The organism is Leptospira ognonensis, assembly GCF_004770745.1.
GTDB lineage: Bacteria > Spirochaetota > Leptospiria > Leptospirales > Leptospiraceae > Leptospira_A > Leptospira_A ognonensis.
On record NZ_RQGD01000047.1, the window covers coordinates 12,655 to 27,291 of the forward strand.

At 39.8% G+C, this 14,637-nt stretch carries 13 protein-coding genes; 8 read left to right on the forward strand and 5 right to left on the reverse strand.

Annotation, left to right across the window (positions count from 1 at the left end):
• Positions 1–45: 45 nt before the first annotated feature.
• Positions 46–2,199, forward strand: a complete 2,154-nt coding sequence (locus EHQ58_RS18230; protein WP_135625538.1) for a heavy metal translocating P-type ATPase — start codon at positions 46–48, stop codon at positions 2,197–2,199.
• 342 nt (positions 2,200–2,541) lie between these two features.
• On the opposite strand, the gene EHQ58_RS18235 is transcribed toward EHQ58_RS18230, so the two are convergent.
• Both EHQ58_RS18235 and EHQ58_RS18240 read right to left on the reverse strand, forming a co-directional pair.
• On the reverse strand, positions 2,542–3,570 hold the full coding sequence (locus EHQ58_RS18235) for a pirin family protein (RefSeq protein WP_135625505.1): 1,029 nt from the start codon (positions 3,568–3,570) through the stop codon (positions 2,542–2,544).
• Between the two features lie 130 nt (positions 3,571–3,700).
• Positions 3,701–5,251 carry an adenylate/guanylate cyclase domain-containing protein gene (locus EHQ58_RS18240; RefSeq protein WP_135625506.1) on the reverse strand — a complete coding sequence of 517 codons (1,551 nt, stop codon included), beginning with the start codon at positions 5,249–5,251 and terminating at the stop codon, positions 3,701–3,703.
• Positions 5,252–5,390: 139 nt separating this feature from the next.
• On the opposite strand from EHQ58_RS18240, the gene EHQ58_RS18245 reads away from it, so the two are divergent.
• From EHQ58_RS18245 to EHQ58_RS18260, 4 genes are all read left to right on the forward strand, one after another.
• Positions 5,391–5,954, forward strand: coding sequence for a TetR/AcrR family transcriptional regulator (locus EHQ58_RS18245; protein WP_135625507.1), 564 nt, complete (start codon positions 5,391–5,393; stop codon positions 5,952–5,954).
• Between the two features lie 4 nt (positions 5,955–5,958).
• The gene (locus EHQ58_RS18250) at positions 5,959–6,351 is read left to right on the forward strand and encodes a nuclear transport factor 2 family protein (protein ID WP_135625508.1); all 393 of its coding nucleotides are present in this window, start codon (positions 5,959–5,961) and stop codon (positions 6,349–6,351) included.
• Positions 6,352–6,552: 201 nt separating this feature from the next.
• Positions 6,553–7,431: an LBF_1199 family protein gene (locus tag EHQ58_RS18255; RefSeq protein WP_135625509.1), complete on the forward strand. Its 879-nt coding sequence runs from the start codon at positions 6,553–6,555 to the stop codon at positions 7,429–7,431.
• A gap of 11 nt (positions 7,432–7,442) precedes the next feature.
• The gene (locus EHQ58_RS18260; RefSeq protein ID WP_281277134.1) at positions 7,443–8,534 is read left to right on the forward strand and encodes a DUF5009 domain-containing protein; all 1,092 of its coding nucleotides are present in this window, start codon (positions 7,443–7,445) and stop codon (positions 8,532–8,534) included.
• Here EHQ58_RS18260 and EHQ58_RS18265 read toward each other — a convergent pair.
• A complete protein-coding gene (locus tag EHQ58_RS18265; protein WP_135625511.1) occupies positions 8,529–9,065 on the reverse strand; it encodes a hypothetical protein in 537 nt (178 codons plus the stop codon). The two genes, EHQ58_RS18260 and EHQ58_RS18265, sit on opposite strands and share 6 nt — an antisense overlap.
• A 116-nt stretch (positions 9,066–9,181) precedes the next feature.
• Between EHQ58_RS18265 and EHQ58_RS18270 the strand changes: the two genes are divergently transcribed.
• From EHQ58_RS18270 to EHQ58_RS18280, 3 genes are all read left to right on the forward strand, one after another.
• Positions 9,182–10,447, forward strand: coding sequence for a hypothetical protein (locus EHQ58_RS18270; protein WP_135625512.1), 1,266 nt, complete (start codon positions 9,182–9,184; stop codon positions 10,445–10,447).
• Between the two features lie 15 nt (positions 10,448–10,462).
• Positions 10,463–11,143 carry a hypothetical protein gene (locus EHQ58_RS18275; RefSeq protein ID WP_246047438.1) on the forward strand — a complete coding sequence of 227 codons (681 nt, stop codon included), beginning with the start codon at positions 10,463–10,465 and terminating at the stop codon, positions 11,141–11,143.
• Positions 11,144–11,260: 117 nt separating this feature from the next.
• On the forward strand, positions 11,261–12,829 hold the full coding sequence (locus EHQ58_RS18280) for a HEAT repeat domain-containing protein (RefSeq protein ID WP_246047439.1): 1,569 nt from the start codon (positions 11,261–11,263) through the stop codon (positions 12,827–12,829).
• A 1-nt stretch (position 12,830) separates the two neighbouring features.
• Here EHQ58_RS18280 and EHQ58_RS18285 read toward each other — a convergent pair whose 3' ends face one another.
• Both EHQ58_RS18285 and zigA read right to left on the reverse strand, forming a co-directional pair.
• The gene (locus EHQ58_RS18285; RefSeq protein WP_135625513.1) at positions 12,831–13,355 is read right to left on the reverse strand and encodes a redoxin domain-containing protein; all 525 of its coding nucleotides are present in this window, start codon (positions 13,353–13,355) and stop codon (positions 12,831–12,833) included.
• Positions 13,355–14,578, reverse strand: a complete 1,224-nt coding sequence (zigA, locus tag EHQ58_RS18290) for a zinc metallochaperone GTPase ZigA (protein WP_135625541.1) — start codon at positions 14,576–14,578, stop codon at positions 13,355–13,357. The genes EHQ58_RS18285 and zigA overlap by 1 nt, the downstream gene beginning before the upstream one ends.
• Between the last annotated feature and the right edge of the window lie 59 nt (positions 14,579–14,637).

Here is a 14,637-nt window from a genome sequence, read left to right on the forward strand (position 1 = left end):
AGCGAATCGAATGTCGGGCGTGAATTCACGCTCGATGTCTTTGGAATGACTTGTGCTAATTGTGCTCTTCGGATTGAGAAAGGTCTGTCCAAATTGGAAGGAGTGGATGAAGTCCGTGTCAATTTTGCACGGGAATCTGTATTCCTTAAAACAAAACAAGAGTTAACCGATAAAAAAATATTTGAACGGATCGAGTCTCTTGGGTATACTGCGAGCGTACACAATGCGAATCAATTTTCGGAAACAGAAAAAAAACAAAAGGCATATGTAAAAACTCTGAAACTTCGGTTTCTTCTCGCAGCTCTTTTCTCATTGCCTCTCTTTTACGGAATGGTCACGCATTTTGAATTCCTGGGATTCTTGCCCATGCCCCATTTTCTGATGGATAGATGGGTACAGGCGATTCTCGCGGCACCCGTTCAGTTTCTCATTGGGTTTCCGTTTTACCTGTCTGCCTTTCGTGCTTTGAGGAATAAAACCGCGAATATGGATGTTCTAGTTGTACTCGGCACTTCTAGCGCATATGGTTATAGTTTGGTGGGGAAGGATTTATACTTTGAGACTTCGGCCATACTCATCACATTTATCCTAGCTGGAAAATGGATAGAGCATGTCGCAAAAGGTAAGAGTAGCGATGGAATCAATGCGCTTTTAAAGCTTCGTCCTGAAAATGCACTCGTGAAAAATAAAGAAAGCTGGTCTATCGTTCCGAGCGAATATTTAAAAGTAGGAGACTTAATCCAGGTGAAGGCGGGTGAAAAATTTCCGGCTGATGGTAAAATCGAAGAAGGTGAAAGTTTTGCCGACGAATCGATGCTAACTGGAGAGAGTTTGCCTGTCGAAAAAAGTAAAGGAGATATGGTCCTAGGCGGTAGCGTCAATGGAAATGGAACCATCGTCTTTGTCGCCACAAAGGTTGGTAACCAAACAACTTTATCTTCCATCATCAAATCAGTGGAAGAGTCACTGGGCACTAAGGCACCAATCCAGCGGATCGCGGATGAAATCTCTGCCTATTTTGTGCCAGCAGTTGTTTTGATTAGCATATTGGATTTTTTCGTTTGGTATTTTTTCTTGAATCCTTACGAAATCGCAACAGCGCTTGAAACATCCATTGCGATTCTTGTGATTGCTTGTCCATGTGCTTTGGGGCTTGCGACACCCATTTCCTTACTCGTGGGAACTGGTCGTGCTGCTAAAAAAGGGATTTTATTTCGAAGCGCTGAGGCTTTGGAATCTGTATCAAAAATTAATCTCATTGGATTTGATAAAACCGGTACCTTAACGGAAGGTAAACCAAGAGTTGTGAATACAGTGACAGATTTCGATGTAGATGGCCCAATTTGGAAAGAAGTCTTACACAATGTGATGGCGATCGAAGAAAGTTCAGGGCATCCATTAGCTAAAGCGATTGTTTCTTTCGGGAAATCAATCAAGATCGAGGCGAAAGAACACGCAATGTCGACGACCATTGTTGGTGGAGGGATTCAGGCAAGCTTTGAGGGAGACAATTACTTTATCGGCAAATTATCGTTTGTTGAAGATAATGGAATTGAAATTTCTGCTGCGATAGCGACGACTGTGAAAGCATGGAATGAGGACGGAGTGACGCCTGTGTATGTGGGAATTAAAGGCAAAAATACAGGTGTTGTTGCTTTTGGCATTGAAGATACTCTCCGGCCAGAAGCAAAAGATGCGATCAGTGCTCTTAGATCTATCGGCGTAGAACCAGTGTTACTAACGGGAGATACCTTAGCTTCAGCAGAAAAAATAGCAAAAATGGTCGGGATTTCAAATGTGTATGGTTCCTTGTTACCAGTTGAAAAATCGAAGGTATTGAAACGATTGATGTCAAAGACAAGCTTTAGTGCTATGGTGGGAGACGGTATTAATGATGCACCTGCTCTTGCGAGTGCCAATGTTGGTATTGCTATGGGGACTGGTTCAGATGTTGCCATCAGTACCGCGGATGTCGTTTTGGTTAAGGGTGATATAGTTCGGATTGTAGATCTCATAAGAATCGGAAAGGACACCGTGACCAATATCAGACAAAATTTTGTTTGGGCACTCGGTTATAATTTGATTGGGATTCCGATCGCAGCTTCTGGACTTCTGGCCCCTTGGGTCAGTGGGGCGGCTATGGCATTCAGTTCGGTATCCGTTGTGTTGAATGCATTAAGGATGAGCCTACGAAAGTAGGCTGAGTTCGGTTCGCAAGTAAGGTAGCGCTACTTAGAAAATTGAGGCTAACAACAATCAATCTGTGCATAGAAGGAAAGATTAAATCCTTGGAATATGGGAAAATGTCAGTTGGAATTTCGAAGGGATTCGGCAATCCGGAACAATGCCAAACAAAAACGAAGTGACATAATAGATTCGGGCGTAAATCGAACCCCCACCCGAGTTAGGGTGGAGGGGTGTGGCTCGTGGGAAGGTGCCAATCTCTCCCTAACACACCTTTCGCATTTTTACAAACGAAAGGTGCGCAATGCCTTTTTTTTTCGATTCAAGTTCGCCTATTGTCCATGTGAAAAAAACGGTTCATGCGTTAGCTGGAGGATGGTCTTCTTTGCCATCCGCATGACGAGCAAAGCGACCGAGCTCACGACCATGCACAGGCTCTGTGGTCGGATAGGGCCAGCCTCCGAATTGGGTCCTCTGGAAGTCTCTGAAAGTTGTTTCAATTTCTTCTCGCGTATTCATGACAAACGGGCCGTATTGGACGACAGGTTCTTTTATAGGCTTTGCTTCCAAATACAACAGACTGATATCCTCATTGCTTGTGTTTTCTAGTAAAACATCAGTTTGTGATTGTATACCAATTTTATGATATTTGGAAATCGGTTGGTCTGCAATTTTCATGGAATCGCCAGAATAAAAATATAAATTACGATTTAAATCAATCTCTGCTTTTGGAAGTGTCCATTTTGCACCAGACTCCATATGAAGGATCCAAATCGAAACTTTGTTAATTTCGTCGGCCGCCCAAGAATCGGGAGGCGGAGAAGGCGCCTTTGTTCCATTTAAAGATCCCGCAACAAGTTCAATCGTAATGTTTTTATTTCCATCCTTCAATTTTAATTTTGGAATGGTTTCATTCCAAAGCATAGTGAAATGTGGTTTTACCATTTTATTTTTTTTTGGTAAGTTGATCCAAATCTGAAATAGCTCAAGATGGTTACTGGCATCTTGATTTAGCAAAGGAAACATTTCAGAGTGTTGGATGCCGGACCCGGCTGTCATCCATTGGACATCACCTGCAGAATATCTGCCAACAGCGCCCATCGAGTCTGAGTGGTCTATGAAACCGGTCCTAACGACAGTAACAGTTTCAAAACCTCGGTGAGGGTGGCTGGGAAAACCTGGTATTTTTTCCCCATGATACATGCGAAAGCCGTCTTTAACTTCAAAATCCTGTCCAATGTTTCTTCCAGAAAGACTGACATCAGGTCCAAAATGGGAATTTGCTTTTGGGTAAAAGTCTTCGTGGTGGACACAGAATAAAAAAGGATCTTCCGTTTCCCATTGGAAGCCCATAGGCGAAACACTTTTAATTGCTGATGAATTCATGCTGGGTTTTGCTCCTAAGAAATGCCAGTTCTTGATTCGAGAGACAAATGGTAAAATGAAAATTCCCAATGTACCAATCCCTAGAAAGGCAAAAAGATTTTTTCTTGAAATCGGTCTTTTCATTTTCGATCTATCGTAAATTAGACAATTCTAAAAGTAAAACTTTTACTAATTCTGTCTTGCCGCGCACCTGCATAAATTCTTCTGCTTTTTTTTGCAGGGGCTTATATTCGGAACATGCCTGATCAAAACTAGATTCTGTGATCAGAATGGGAATTCCAAAATCTTTGGTGGCGGACTCCAAGCGGCTGGCTAAATTTACTGTATCACCAATTACCGTCATCTCTCGCCTGTTTGCTGAACCGATATTTCCTCGAATGACAGGTCCTGAAGCAATGCCTATGCCTATTTTTAAAGGCTCGAAACCAAACTGCGAAATTTCATTGTTTGTCTCTTCCAGTTCTTTTAAAATCTCGGCTGCCGCTCTGAGGGCAGAAAGTTTATGATGCCCACCAGTCAATTCAGCATCGAACACTGCCATAACGGCATCTCCGATAAATTTATCTACGAAACCGTCGTTCCTGCTCACGATATCTACAATCCTCGTAAAATGAATGTTCAGGAGTTTGACAATATTTTCGGGTGCATGGTTTTCAGAAAGAGAGGTAAAGGAACGAATATCTGTAAATAAAACAACCGCTTCAATTTTATCACCCTCAGTTTTGACCTTTCCGCCAAGGATCATATCTCGTATAGCAGGCGATACATAATGTCCGAAAACGGTCTTAATGATTTCCTTTTCTTCAAGTTCGATTCCCATTTGGTTAACAGTTGCTTCTAAAAGTCCCAATTGATCATCACTATGAACTGTTATGCGCTCTTTGTAATTACCGTCACTGTATTTTTTTAAAGCCTTCTCCATTGATTGGAGCGGGTAAAGAAAAGTTTTGCTATTCAGAAAGGTCAGTATACCACCAAAAATCCAGAATATCACACCAATACTAAGAGAAACATACATTACCCGTTCTAATTCTTTTTGGTCGTGCACTCCATTTTGAAGAGTGATCAATATAATTCCTAGAATCGATAAGACAGGAAAGATGCCGCTTATAAGAAATGTATCTCCAAAACGTAAAAAGAGAGAGGGCACACGAATCTTCCAAGATACTTTTATTTTTCCGTCAGAAAACCAATATGGAATTAGTAAAAATCGATTAAAAAACTCAGTGGCGTAATAAACAAAAACGGCAGTTAACACTGTTGAGACGATGGCAGTGAAAAGAAATGGCAAAGTTGTAAAAAAATCAGGTTTAAAAAAATACAAGATTGTGTTTTCGGCAATATTGAGAGTCCAAATCGAGGCAATTACAAAGGGAGGAAAGTTAAAAATTCTTGTCCTTGCAACAATCAATCGGTTGTTTTGTGAGATCTTCCCGTTTTTATGAGCCTGGAAAACAGGTAAAAGAAAGTAAATATTGCTTAGAATGTAAATTACTTCTAAAAATAGGAACATGATTTGTCCCAGCAAAGGCATTTGAAATTTCGACACGGGGAGCTTCAAAAGATATTCCGAGATTAAGAATTTCCCCGAGAAAATCGTAATGGCACCCAATATTTCGGCAAGAAGGCAGGGGAAAGCGATGAGGATGTATGGATGGAATCTAAAGATAAGTTCTTTCATTTTTAGTTCTCTGAATCTTTTACAACTGATAGATAAGTGAATTAATAAAGATATAAAATTTTTGATATGATTTTAGCTATACTTTCACGCTTGTCAGTAGGAAGAGAAGTAAAATAGTGAACCGATCGGTCTTACTTTTATGAAAGCAAAACAAAAAATATTAGAAAGTTCTTTTACACTCTTCCGAGAAAAAGGATTCCAATCGACAGGAATTTCCGAGATTTTAGAAAAGGCTGGTGCGTATAAAAAAACGTTATACGATCATTTCGATTCTAAGGATGAACTTGGTTTCGAATATTTGACTTATCTTTCGGAACAGCAAGGCATCGTCATGTTAAAGGTGCTCGGAAAATCTTCAGATTTAGAGGATTTTATCGAAAAGTGGGTAAATTTTATTGTAAGAGACCAAAGGCATTCATCGCGAAAAGACTGCCCGATCGCCTTATTTTGCGGAGAATTGTCTCATTTACCTCAATTTGATCTGCATAAGAATAAATCATTGCAATTTGTATTGGAAACAGTAGAAAAATGCATTCTAAGTTTTAAGCCTGAAATGAAACCTGAAACACTTAGGTCACATAGCATTGATTTATATATGCTTTATATGGGTGGGCTAAGACTTTACTCGCTTACCAAGGATAGAAAAGTAATAGAGCGCATGAAAGAGCAGATGAAATCAAGCATAGGCAAAAAGAGTAGGTAGTAAAATGGAAACAGAAAATAACAAACAAGTAGTAAAAACATTTTTCACTCTATTGAATGAAAAAAAAATGAACGAAGCATTCGAACTTTTAAGTGAGGACCTACACTGGTGGATCCTTGGGAACATTGCAGTATCGGGAGATTATGATAAACGTAAGATAAGTTTAGGCTTAAAGATGTTACATCGTAGCTTTGATAATTTTCTCTTTAGTTTCGGCGATTTTACTGCAGAAGGAAATCGAGTAAGTATCATTTTGGAATCCCATGCGAAAAGGAAATCAAATGGCAAATCGTATAATAACCATTATCATTTTCTCTTCACACTTAAGGATGGAAAAATTGAAAAGGTAAAAGAATTTTTTGATACCGTTCATGCCGTCTGGGTTGAAGAGGCATAAATATCAGAGAAAGGTAAGAGATACGCATTTATCTAAATTTTGGATCTGAGCATCATCATTTGATTTCCGTTAATCGGGAATCAATTCATTGTTTCATTTTCGGGATAAATCCTATGTGGTTAAATCGAACTTTGAGTCGAATCCAAGTTAAATTAACTTTGGAATGCTTGACTAATTCTATATTCTAGTTAAAGTAAATGAATGCGTTGGAAAGAATCAGATTTCTGGAAACACTCTTCGCCACGCGAAATTATTAACTTTTTAGAAGCATTGACTCATGATAAAGGGCTTGCGGATTGGGTTCTGCATATGGATGAGGACCCAGCCTTTGCAGACATGGTTTTCGAATACCTTTGGATCTGCAGATCTGACACGAAAGTTGTTGAGATCTTAAACAGTTCTGAATTTTCACCTATGCTTCTGCTTCATTTTATCTACTTCGGATTCGGAAAACAACTTTCCGTTGGAAACGTAGATGCTGTTGCCTATTTCCTCCAGATTAAAGACATGTTAACATCCGAGCAAAGCTTACGATTACTTGCTCTCTCTACTGAGATGGATCAAGATCCGACACTAAAAATTCACCTTCTTGCAAATTTAGACCCTCAAACCTGGGAGGCTTATTTTGAAATATTGGAACAAAATTCTCAAACTATGCAGACGCTTCTTGAGATATTCGTAAATTTAAGAGTCAATGAAATTCGCAAGATCTTATTAAATAGTCCCACATTATATTATTATTTACGTATGATGCTTTTCTCAAGTAGTCTCAACGGCGTCGAAAACAAAATAGATCAGATCGATTTAAAAGAAATATTAGAATCGATTAAAGTTTGGGAAATGTTTTGTCAAAAAATTGCAACTGAATTCTCTATGAAAAAAGAGCGAGAACTTTCACCAAGAGAGAGAAATTCTCAAAGGTTATCGGTAATTCTACGGGAGTTGCTACAGATCCCCGCTGCGGATCGGGTAGATATTCTTATTTATATCAAAGCAAGCGGAGCCCTCATTGACGAGGTCGAGGAATCTACGATCCTTTCGCTTTTGCAAAATCATGATACCAGAGGAAGTTTTATCTGAGAAATAATGCCATTGATCAACTGAGAGGATTTGCGATTTTCCTGATGATCCTTGTCAATTTTCCAGGATCTTGGAATGCCATTTACTCCCCGTTTACTCATGCAATGGAGGGCATTCAAATTGCGGATTTGGTTTTCCCAATATTCCTTTGGACCGTCGGGTATAGCATTCAACTTTCTCTTCAAAAAAGAATTACACAATCAAACATTGATTTGCTTACGCATGCAACTTTACGTTTTTTGCTTCTCATTTTTTGCGGATTGGTGCTCTCTTTCTTCCCGAATGGAAACTGGGAGGATTTTCGAATTCCTGGTGTTTTGCAAAGAATTGGCTTTTGTTATATCATTCTCATGATTCTCTTTCGGTTCTTTGATTTTAAATCTGCCATGGTAGTTTCGGTCACACTTCCCATCACGCTAGCTTTGTTAAATCGTTTTCTCGTATATGGAGAAACTGGTCCAATACTAAGCATCGATCCCCCTGCGATTGAATTTACGTTAGGGGCAAGACTGGACCAATTTTTTTTTGGAAAACATATTTGGAAGGAAAGTAAAGTCTATGATCCCGAAGGGATTCTCACTTCATTTTGTTCTCTCTTGACAGTGGTTTTAGGATTATTTTCCTCTCACTTGGAATCAAAATATAAAAAAAGATATGTCGGATTATTCATCGGCTTGTTTTATCTGATCTTGGGCTTCCTACTTTCTTTTGTGTTTCCCGTGAGTAAAACCAACTGGTCGTTGAGTTACATTTTTATCACAGCTTCCTTCGTTCAATTCATGTATCTCTTTTTTTGCATGTCCGCATCTGAAGGAGGTCCAAACTATCTAAAAAATATCTTTTGTCTATTATTTGGGGAAATTGGCAAGCATGCGCTTTTCATTTTCTTTATGACCGGTATTCTTGCAAGGACCAAATTTTTTGGAGTTTTACGTACATATATATTCCAAAATTTAACAATTCTAACGCAAAACAAATGGTTGGCGAGTTTTCTTTTTTCGCTAATTGTTTATTTAGGCATCCTCGTCATAACCTTTCTAATAAAAAGGACCCTCATGCAAACGAGATCTTTCCGATTTTCAAGTACGAAGCGAAACTCATAAGTTTAGTAATTTATCAATCCGCCTTCCAGCTTCTTTTCGATTGGTCTCGAATGCATTTAGGTGATTCGTATCACCGGTATCAATGAAATCTAAAATAGCCTGACCTTGTAAGATTAAATATCCATAGGTCGTTTCAATATTTTTTATAATTTGTTTGTCCTCGTTTGAAAGTTCCCCTTCACGAAGTAGCTTCCCCAGTTGGTTTTTGCAGACAGTAGATAGATTTACATAAGACGTCATGATTGTTTTGGTCGTATCCTTATCGTAACTCTGTGAAACAAATCCATCCGAGAGACTCCCTATTGCCATGTAAGTGAGATAGAGCCCTTGTGCGGCCACAGTACCTAAGGATTCTAAGAGCACGTATGATGCGTTAGATGGTTCCGATTTCTTTTTTTTTGCCTCAGCGAAGACAGGGGAGACGTGCGACATAAAACATACCGTTAATATCAAGGCGATCAGAGATTGTTTCGGATTTTGCATACCGTTCCAAAAATGGGAAAAATATCCTTTGGGGAAGCGAAAATGCATAAAAATTCTCTTTTTCCCTAAAATTTTCTCTCAATTTTCTTGACACTCGTTCAAAAACGCGCAGAAATGTTACAAATGGCGTAAATGTGTTAATTATGTTTCGTTCGGAGGACAAAATGAAAAAAATCATCGCAATAGGTAGCTTTATCGCCCTATTTACCAATCTGCCTGTCTGGTCACAGACCCAAGCTGAAATGTTCAAAAAAGTAGGAGTGGTCGGCGACTCGCTGAGCCATGGTTTTTTTGGCGCAACGGTGGAAAAGAAAACCCAAGACTGGGCTTATCCTGTCCTCGTTTCGAAACAAGCAGGTACTTCTGTATCCTATAATGTTTTGAAAGGACCGTATATCAATCTTGAAGATGTCTTAAAGTGGAATTGCGGTGTGATTTGCATTGCGTCTTCAATCATCGGCGGTAATGAAGCAACCGTATCCCTTCCCACACACGCAGGCATCACAGGTGCCGAATATACAACGCTTCTCCGCACCTCGGGCACTTGTGCTGACATCACGGCGACAAAACAAGAAAAACAATGGTATTGGGCAACTTGGTATTGGTATACTTACCGTTGGGTGACAGTTGCAGACTGCCAAGAACCAGACAAATTCCACCAATTTGGATTGCGTGATGCTGGAACTCAAACCCAGATCATGGAAAAAGTAAAACCTAGCTTCCTATTTGGAACAGCTGGAGCCAATCATGTACTTTGTACGGCACTCCATACATCCATTGATTGTTTAGATGAAGCCAGATACAAAAGAGACATACGTGAATTCTTTCGCAGAATGTCTGCTATGGGTTCTTTAAAAGGTGGAGTTCTCTTTACGATTCCAAACGTGACTGCAATCGCGTATCTTGAAAAATACACGGATCCAAACGGACGTGCGAATTATTCAGGCTTAAAAGCATTTTACAGAAGTTCTGTTTCTGACCCGAACCAAGTTTTAGATGCCACGGAAATTGCTACCATTTCGAACTTCTTGACCATGCTCAATAATGAAATCAAAGCACAAGGTGCAACGATGCGCTTTGCCGTAGCGGATTTAAAAATCATATTTGATGACATCAAAGAAAACGGTCGTCCATTAAGAAGCACCTCAGGTTACACACCTGGAAATGCGAGAGCAAATTGGCCACTTCCAAACCAGCCTGGGATGTTTGGTCTGGATGGAGTTCACCCAAATATGTATGGTCACTCAGTTTTTGCAAATGAATTGATTAAATCAATTAACACACGTTATGGTTTTTCGATTCCGCAAGTTAGTGAATACACTGCTTGGTATTATGATTCTTTGAATCGAAATCCTATTGATTTAAAAGGTTTCCTTTCTGAAAATATTTTTGGTCAGGCAATTTCTTGGGTCGTGTCAATCTTTACTTAATCGGAGGCAATGAAAATGAGCTCACGAAATAAATGGATTCTTGGAGGATTAGGGTTAATGGCCCTAATCCTCGTTACACTAATTCTTTTCACGAATGGAAGGAGCAGTGACTCTGCACGTTCTGCAAACTCTGATGATGATTCTGACAGAACGATTCGATCAACGGCAAAATCGTTATTCGATGATCCAGAATTCGCAGATGCACCAGCACCCGAAGACGACGAGCTAAGCCAAGCAGAATCGCTTTGGCCTTTGGCTTTGGAAAAAAAACCAGATAATAGGGAGAAGGTGAAGGAAGAGTGGAGAGATTTTGCGGCGAAATACCCAAAAAATTTCTATATTCCGAGAGCCATTCGTCCGCTTCGATCTGATTCGGAAGAAAAGGAAGCTCTTCAGGTTTTGGATGATTTTACTGCTATGGATGCAAGCTTTGCCGCTGATTTGTCAAAAAATAAGTGGGCAGATGCAGGCTCTTTACCTGGAGCGGAACCCAAAAAACCAGCCCCAGCAAAACAGAAAGCATACTTTGATTATAAAATCAATGAATTGGAGTCTCGAATTCAAATGGTCGAGTATTGGATGGCAAATAATGCAGCCAATGCAAACGATAAAGTGAACGCAGAGAAGGACATAAAACTTTGGAAAAAAGAATTAGCAACTTTAGAAGAAGTTCGCAGCCAAGTTCCTAAAAGCTAAACCTCACCTTTAACAAATTTGAATGCCTGAAGGCATAGCATCGATGGTTTCATCGGTTCTATGCCTTTTTTATTTCGAATTTACAAATTTGACAAGGCAGTTTAAAATATACTCAAAATGACAATGCATATCTTCTTTATCAAATTTCTTTCTTTTTTGCTTTTTCTATCGTTCATATCTTGCGAACCAAAAACAGGACCAGCTAAACTCATGTTAGAAGAACCCATGGAAGAGGAAGTACCATCTTCTGTCCTCATAAAAAATCTAGATTCACTAGATGTGTATACCCGCTCGCAAGCCTGCATCCAGTTAGGAAGTCGTAAGGAGAAAAAGGCGATTCCTAAATTAAGGATACTTCTGGGCGATAAAGAGCCCGGAGTGAGAGCTGGAGCGGCGATCGCCCTTAGTGATTTAGGAGATACAAGTGTTACGATCCGGATCACCGAACTTTTAGAAAAGGATAAAGAAAATCCAAAAGACATCTATCTCGATGCTTTATCTAGAATGAAGGATCCAAAGGCTGGATCAAAAATATATGGATTTCTAGACTCTGAAGATTCCACTCTTCGTTTGCAGGCTGTAGAAGCTCTTGTCCAGATCGGAGCAAGCGACCAAGGACCCTCCATCGTTAAGTTGGCCTCTGCAAATAAAGATCGAGAGAAGGACAAAACGTATGCGATGGCGATTGGTAAGCTAAAAGCCAAGTCAGGTGAAACATACTTACTTAACCTAACTAAAATTAAAGATGATTCACCAACCCTTGCTGCTTCGTTCCTAGCCCTAGGTCGAATCAAGAGTAAACTAGCCATTGAAGTTTTAGTAAATGCCTTAAAGGAAAACTATTCCAAAGGAAAAGAAAATGCATCGATGGCACTCATTGAAATCGGAGACACGAAGGCAGTCGCTTTGAGCTTCCCACTTCTTGACATCGATGAAGCAGAAACTCGAATGTATGTGACAGATGTTTTGTCTGAAATTCCTGCACCTTTTGCCGGGGAACGGGCCATTCAGTATTTAAATTCTGATAAAAAATTTGCATGGGGTAGTGCTGCAAGGATCATCGGACGGCAGAGATACAAAAGTGGACGTGAAAAATTAGAACAGATGCTCTTATTAGACTCTACACCAGATCGAGATATGTTTGCGGAAGCATTAGGATGGTTAGGTGATAAAAAATCCATACCTGTGTTGAGGCAAGTTTTAAACTCGAAAAGTAAATCTGGACGTTACGGTTCTGCTTGGTCGCTTGGAATCTTGGGAGCCAAAGAGGCTCTTCCAGATTTGCAAAATGCCTTAAAAGATAGCGATCCTAAATTAGTGACTTTCGCACTAGAGGCGATCGGCTCGATAGCGGATGAGAGCTCCCTTCCGGCTTTGAAGGAATTATTACAGGACCGTCCCAAGATGGCGCCACAAATTCTATCCGCAGTTGGGCTCATCAAAACAGATGCAGCAAGGCTCGTCCTGGAGGATGCCGCAAAGACCTCCGATGCGAATGTTTTTCGTCCGGCGTTTGAGGAAATCGCAAAACGTAAAAGTATGGACTCGCTCCCTTTCCTTTTTGAAATGCTGAATGTCGATGAAACGGAAAAGCGAAAGATCACCTATTATGCATTAACTGCCGTAACAGGTGAACATTTTCGTACAAAAAATGATTGGATCACTTGGCGAGCCAATCGAAAATAGATCAAACTAATTTTGACATCAGATTTTTTAGGAAATTTTTTACGTTTGGCGATCCATATTGTTGTCTAGGAATATAAGAAAGTAATAAATTGCCATCTAGGAAGGCGAAGAGTCCATGGACAATTCTTTTCGAACCACGGACTCCAACGCCTAGTGCTTGTTTGAATGTTTCAGAATCAATTTCACTGGCAAGCTCTAGTGTGTACCCTTTGGCTTTAAGGAAGGGATGTAAATGCCTCACTTCCTCCCAATGCTCTGGACAATCACAGGCAATGTGATAAATTTTGGCTTTTATCTCTCGACAATGGACTTCTTTTTCTAAATCAAGAATTTGTGTCGAGCATTCATTCGACTTAATGTTTGGAAGTGTCGATAAAATGACGAGCCCTTTCGTAATATCTTTATCATTTAAAGATTTTTTGGTGTTATACGCCGGAGGGAATGTAAATTTTGCCTGGAGTTTTTCTCCAGACTTGATCCTATGACCGTAAATTTGTATCGGTTTGTCTCCTAGGTAAACTAACATTAGGCAACCTGATTTTCTTCGAGTGCTTCCATGTTACCATCCCAGTCTGGAAAAGGATCTGAAAATTGAGCCCATTCATCAGGCCCAAGTAACAACTCGGATTTTGTGAGAAGGCAGGAATCCAACGATTTTTTGATTTTCGCATCGTCCATATCTATCCCAATTAAAACGAGTTCTTGCCTTCTATCTCCCCACAGCTCATCCCACGAATTTTTAAGATTCGCTTGCACGTGTGGATCATCGGGTATATCTTCCGGATCAATAGCAGCCCACCAATATCCTTCAGGTTTATAGGAAGTTAGGTTGCCTGCTTGGTTGTACATTACCACCCAATCCATTTTACTCGCAAGCCAAACAAAGCCCTTACCCCGAACCAATCCCTTTTTTTCTTTTTCTAACCAAACCCAAAAACGTTCAGGATGGAATGGAATTCTTGATTTATAAACAAAACTTTTTATTCCATATTCTTCCGTTTCTGGAGTATGTTCTCCTCGTAACTCTTTTAGCCAAAGAGGGGATTCCTGTGCCTTTTCAAAATCAAATTTTTTTGTATTGAGTATTTTGTCCAAAGGCACCTGACTGTAGTTAGTGGTTATTATTTCTGCATCCGCATTTAGGCTTTTTAAGATCGAAAGAAGTAAGTTCTTTTTGATTTCTGAAAGTAAACTCACTTTATTTACGATAATCACATTTGCAAATTCAACTTGGTCAACTAACAGGTCAGCGATATCTCGTTCGTCTTCCTCGCCTGCTTCTAATTTTCGATCGATCAGTGAATCTAAACTTTTGAAGTCCTTTAAAAAATTAACGGCATCAATCACTGTTACCATGGTATCAAGCCTAGCTACCTCACTTAAGCTGACCCCATTTTCATCTTCGAAGGTAAAAGTTTCTGCAATCGGTAAAGGTTCCGATACACCAGTCGACTCAATGAGTATATAATCGAATTTCTCATCCTCAGCCAATTTACGAATTTCTATCAGTAAATCTTCACGTAGAGTGCAGCAAATACAACCATTTGACATTTCTACTAATTTTTCATTCGTACGAGATAGATTGGCGCTACCTTTGGCGACAGATTGTGAGTCGATGTTGACTTCACTCATATCGTTAACAATAACGGCCACTTTTTTGCCTTCTTTGTTATTCAATATATGGTTGAGAAGGGTTGTTTTACCGGCACCTAAAAAACCTGATAGGACAGTTACTGGGATTTGTTTCATGACATCCTCTTTTGCAACGCTGTTGCAAATGCAATCTGGTTGCAAGCTAGGCTGGGATT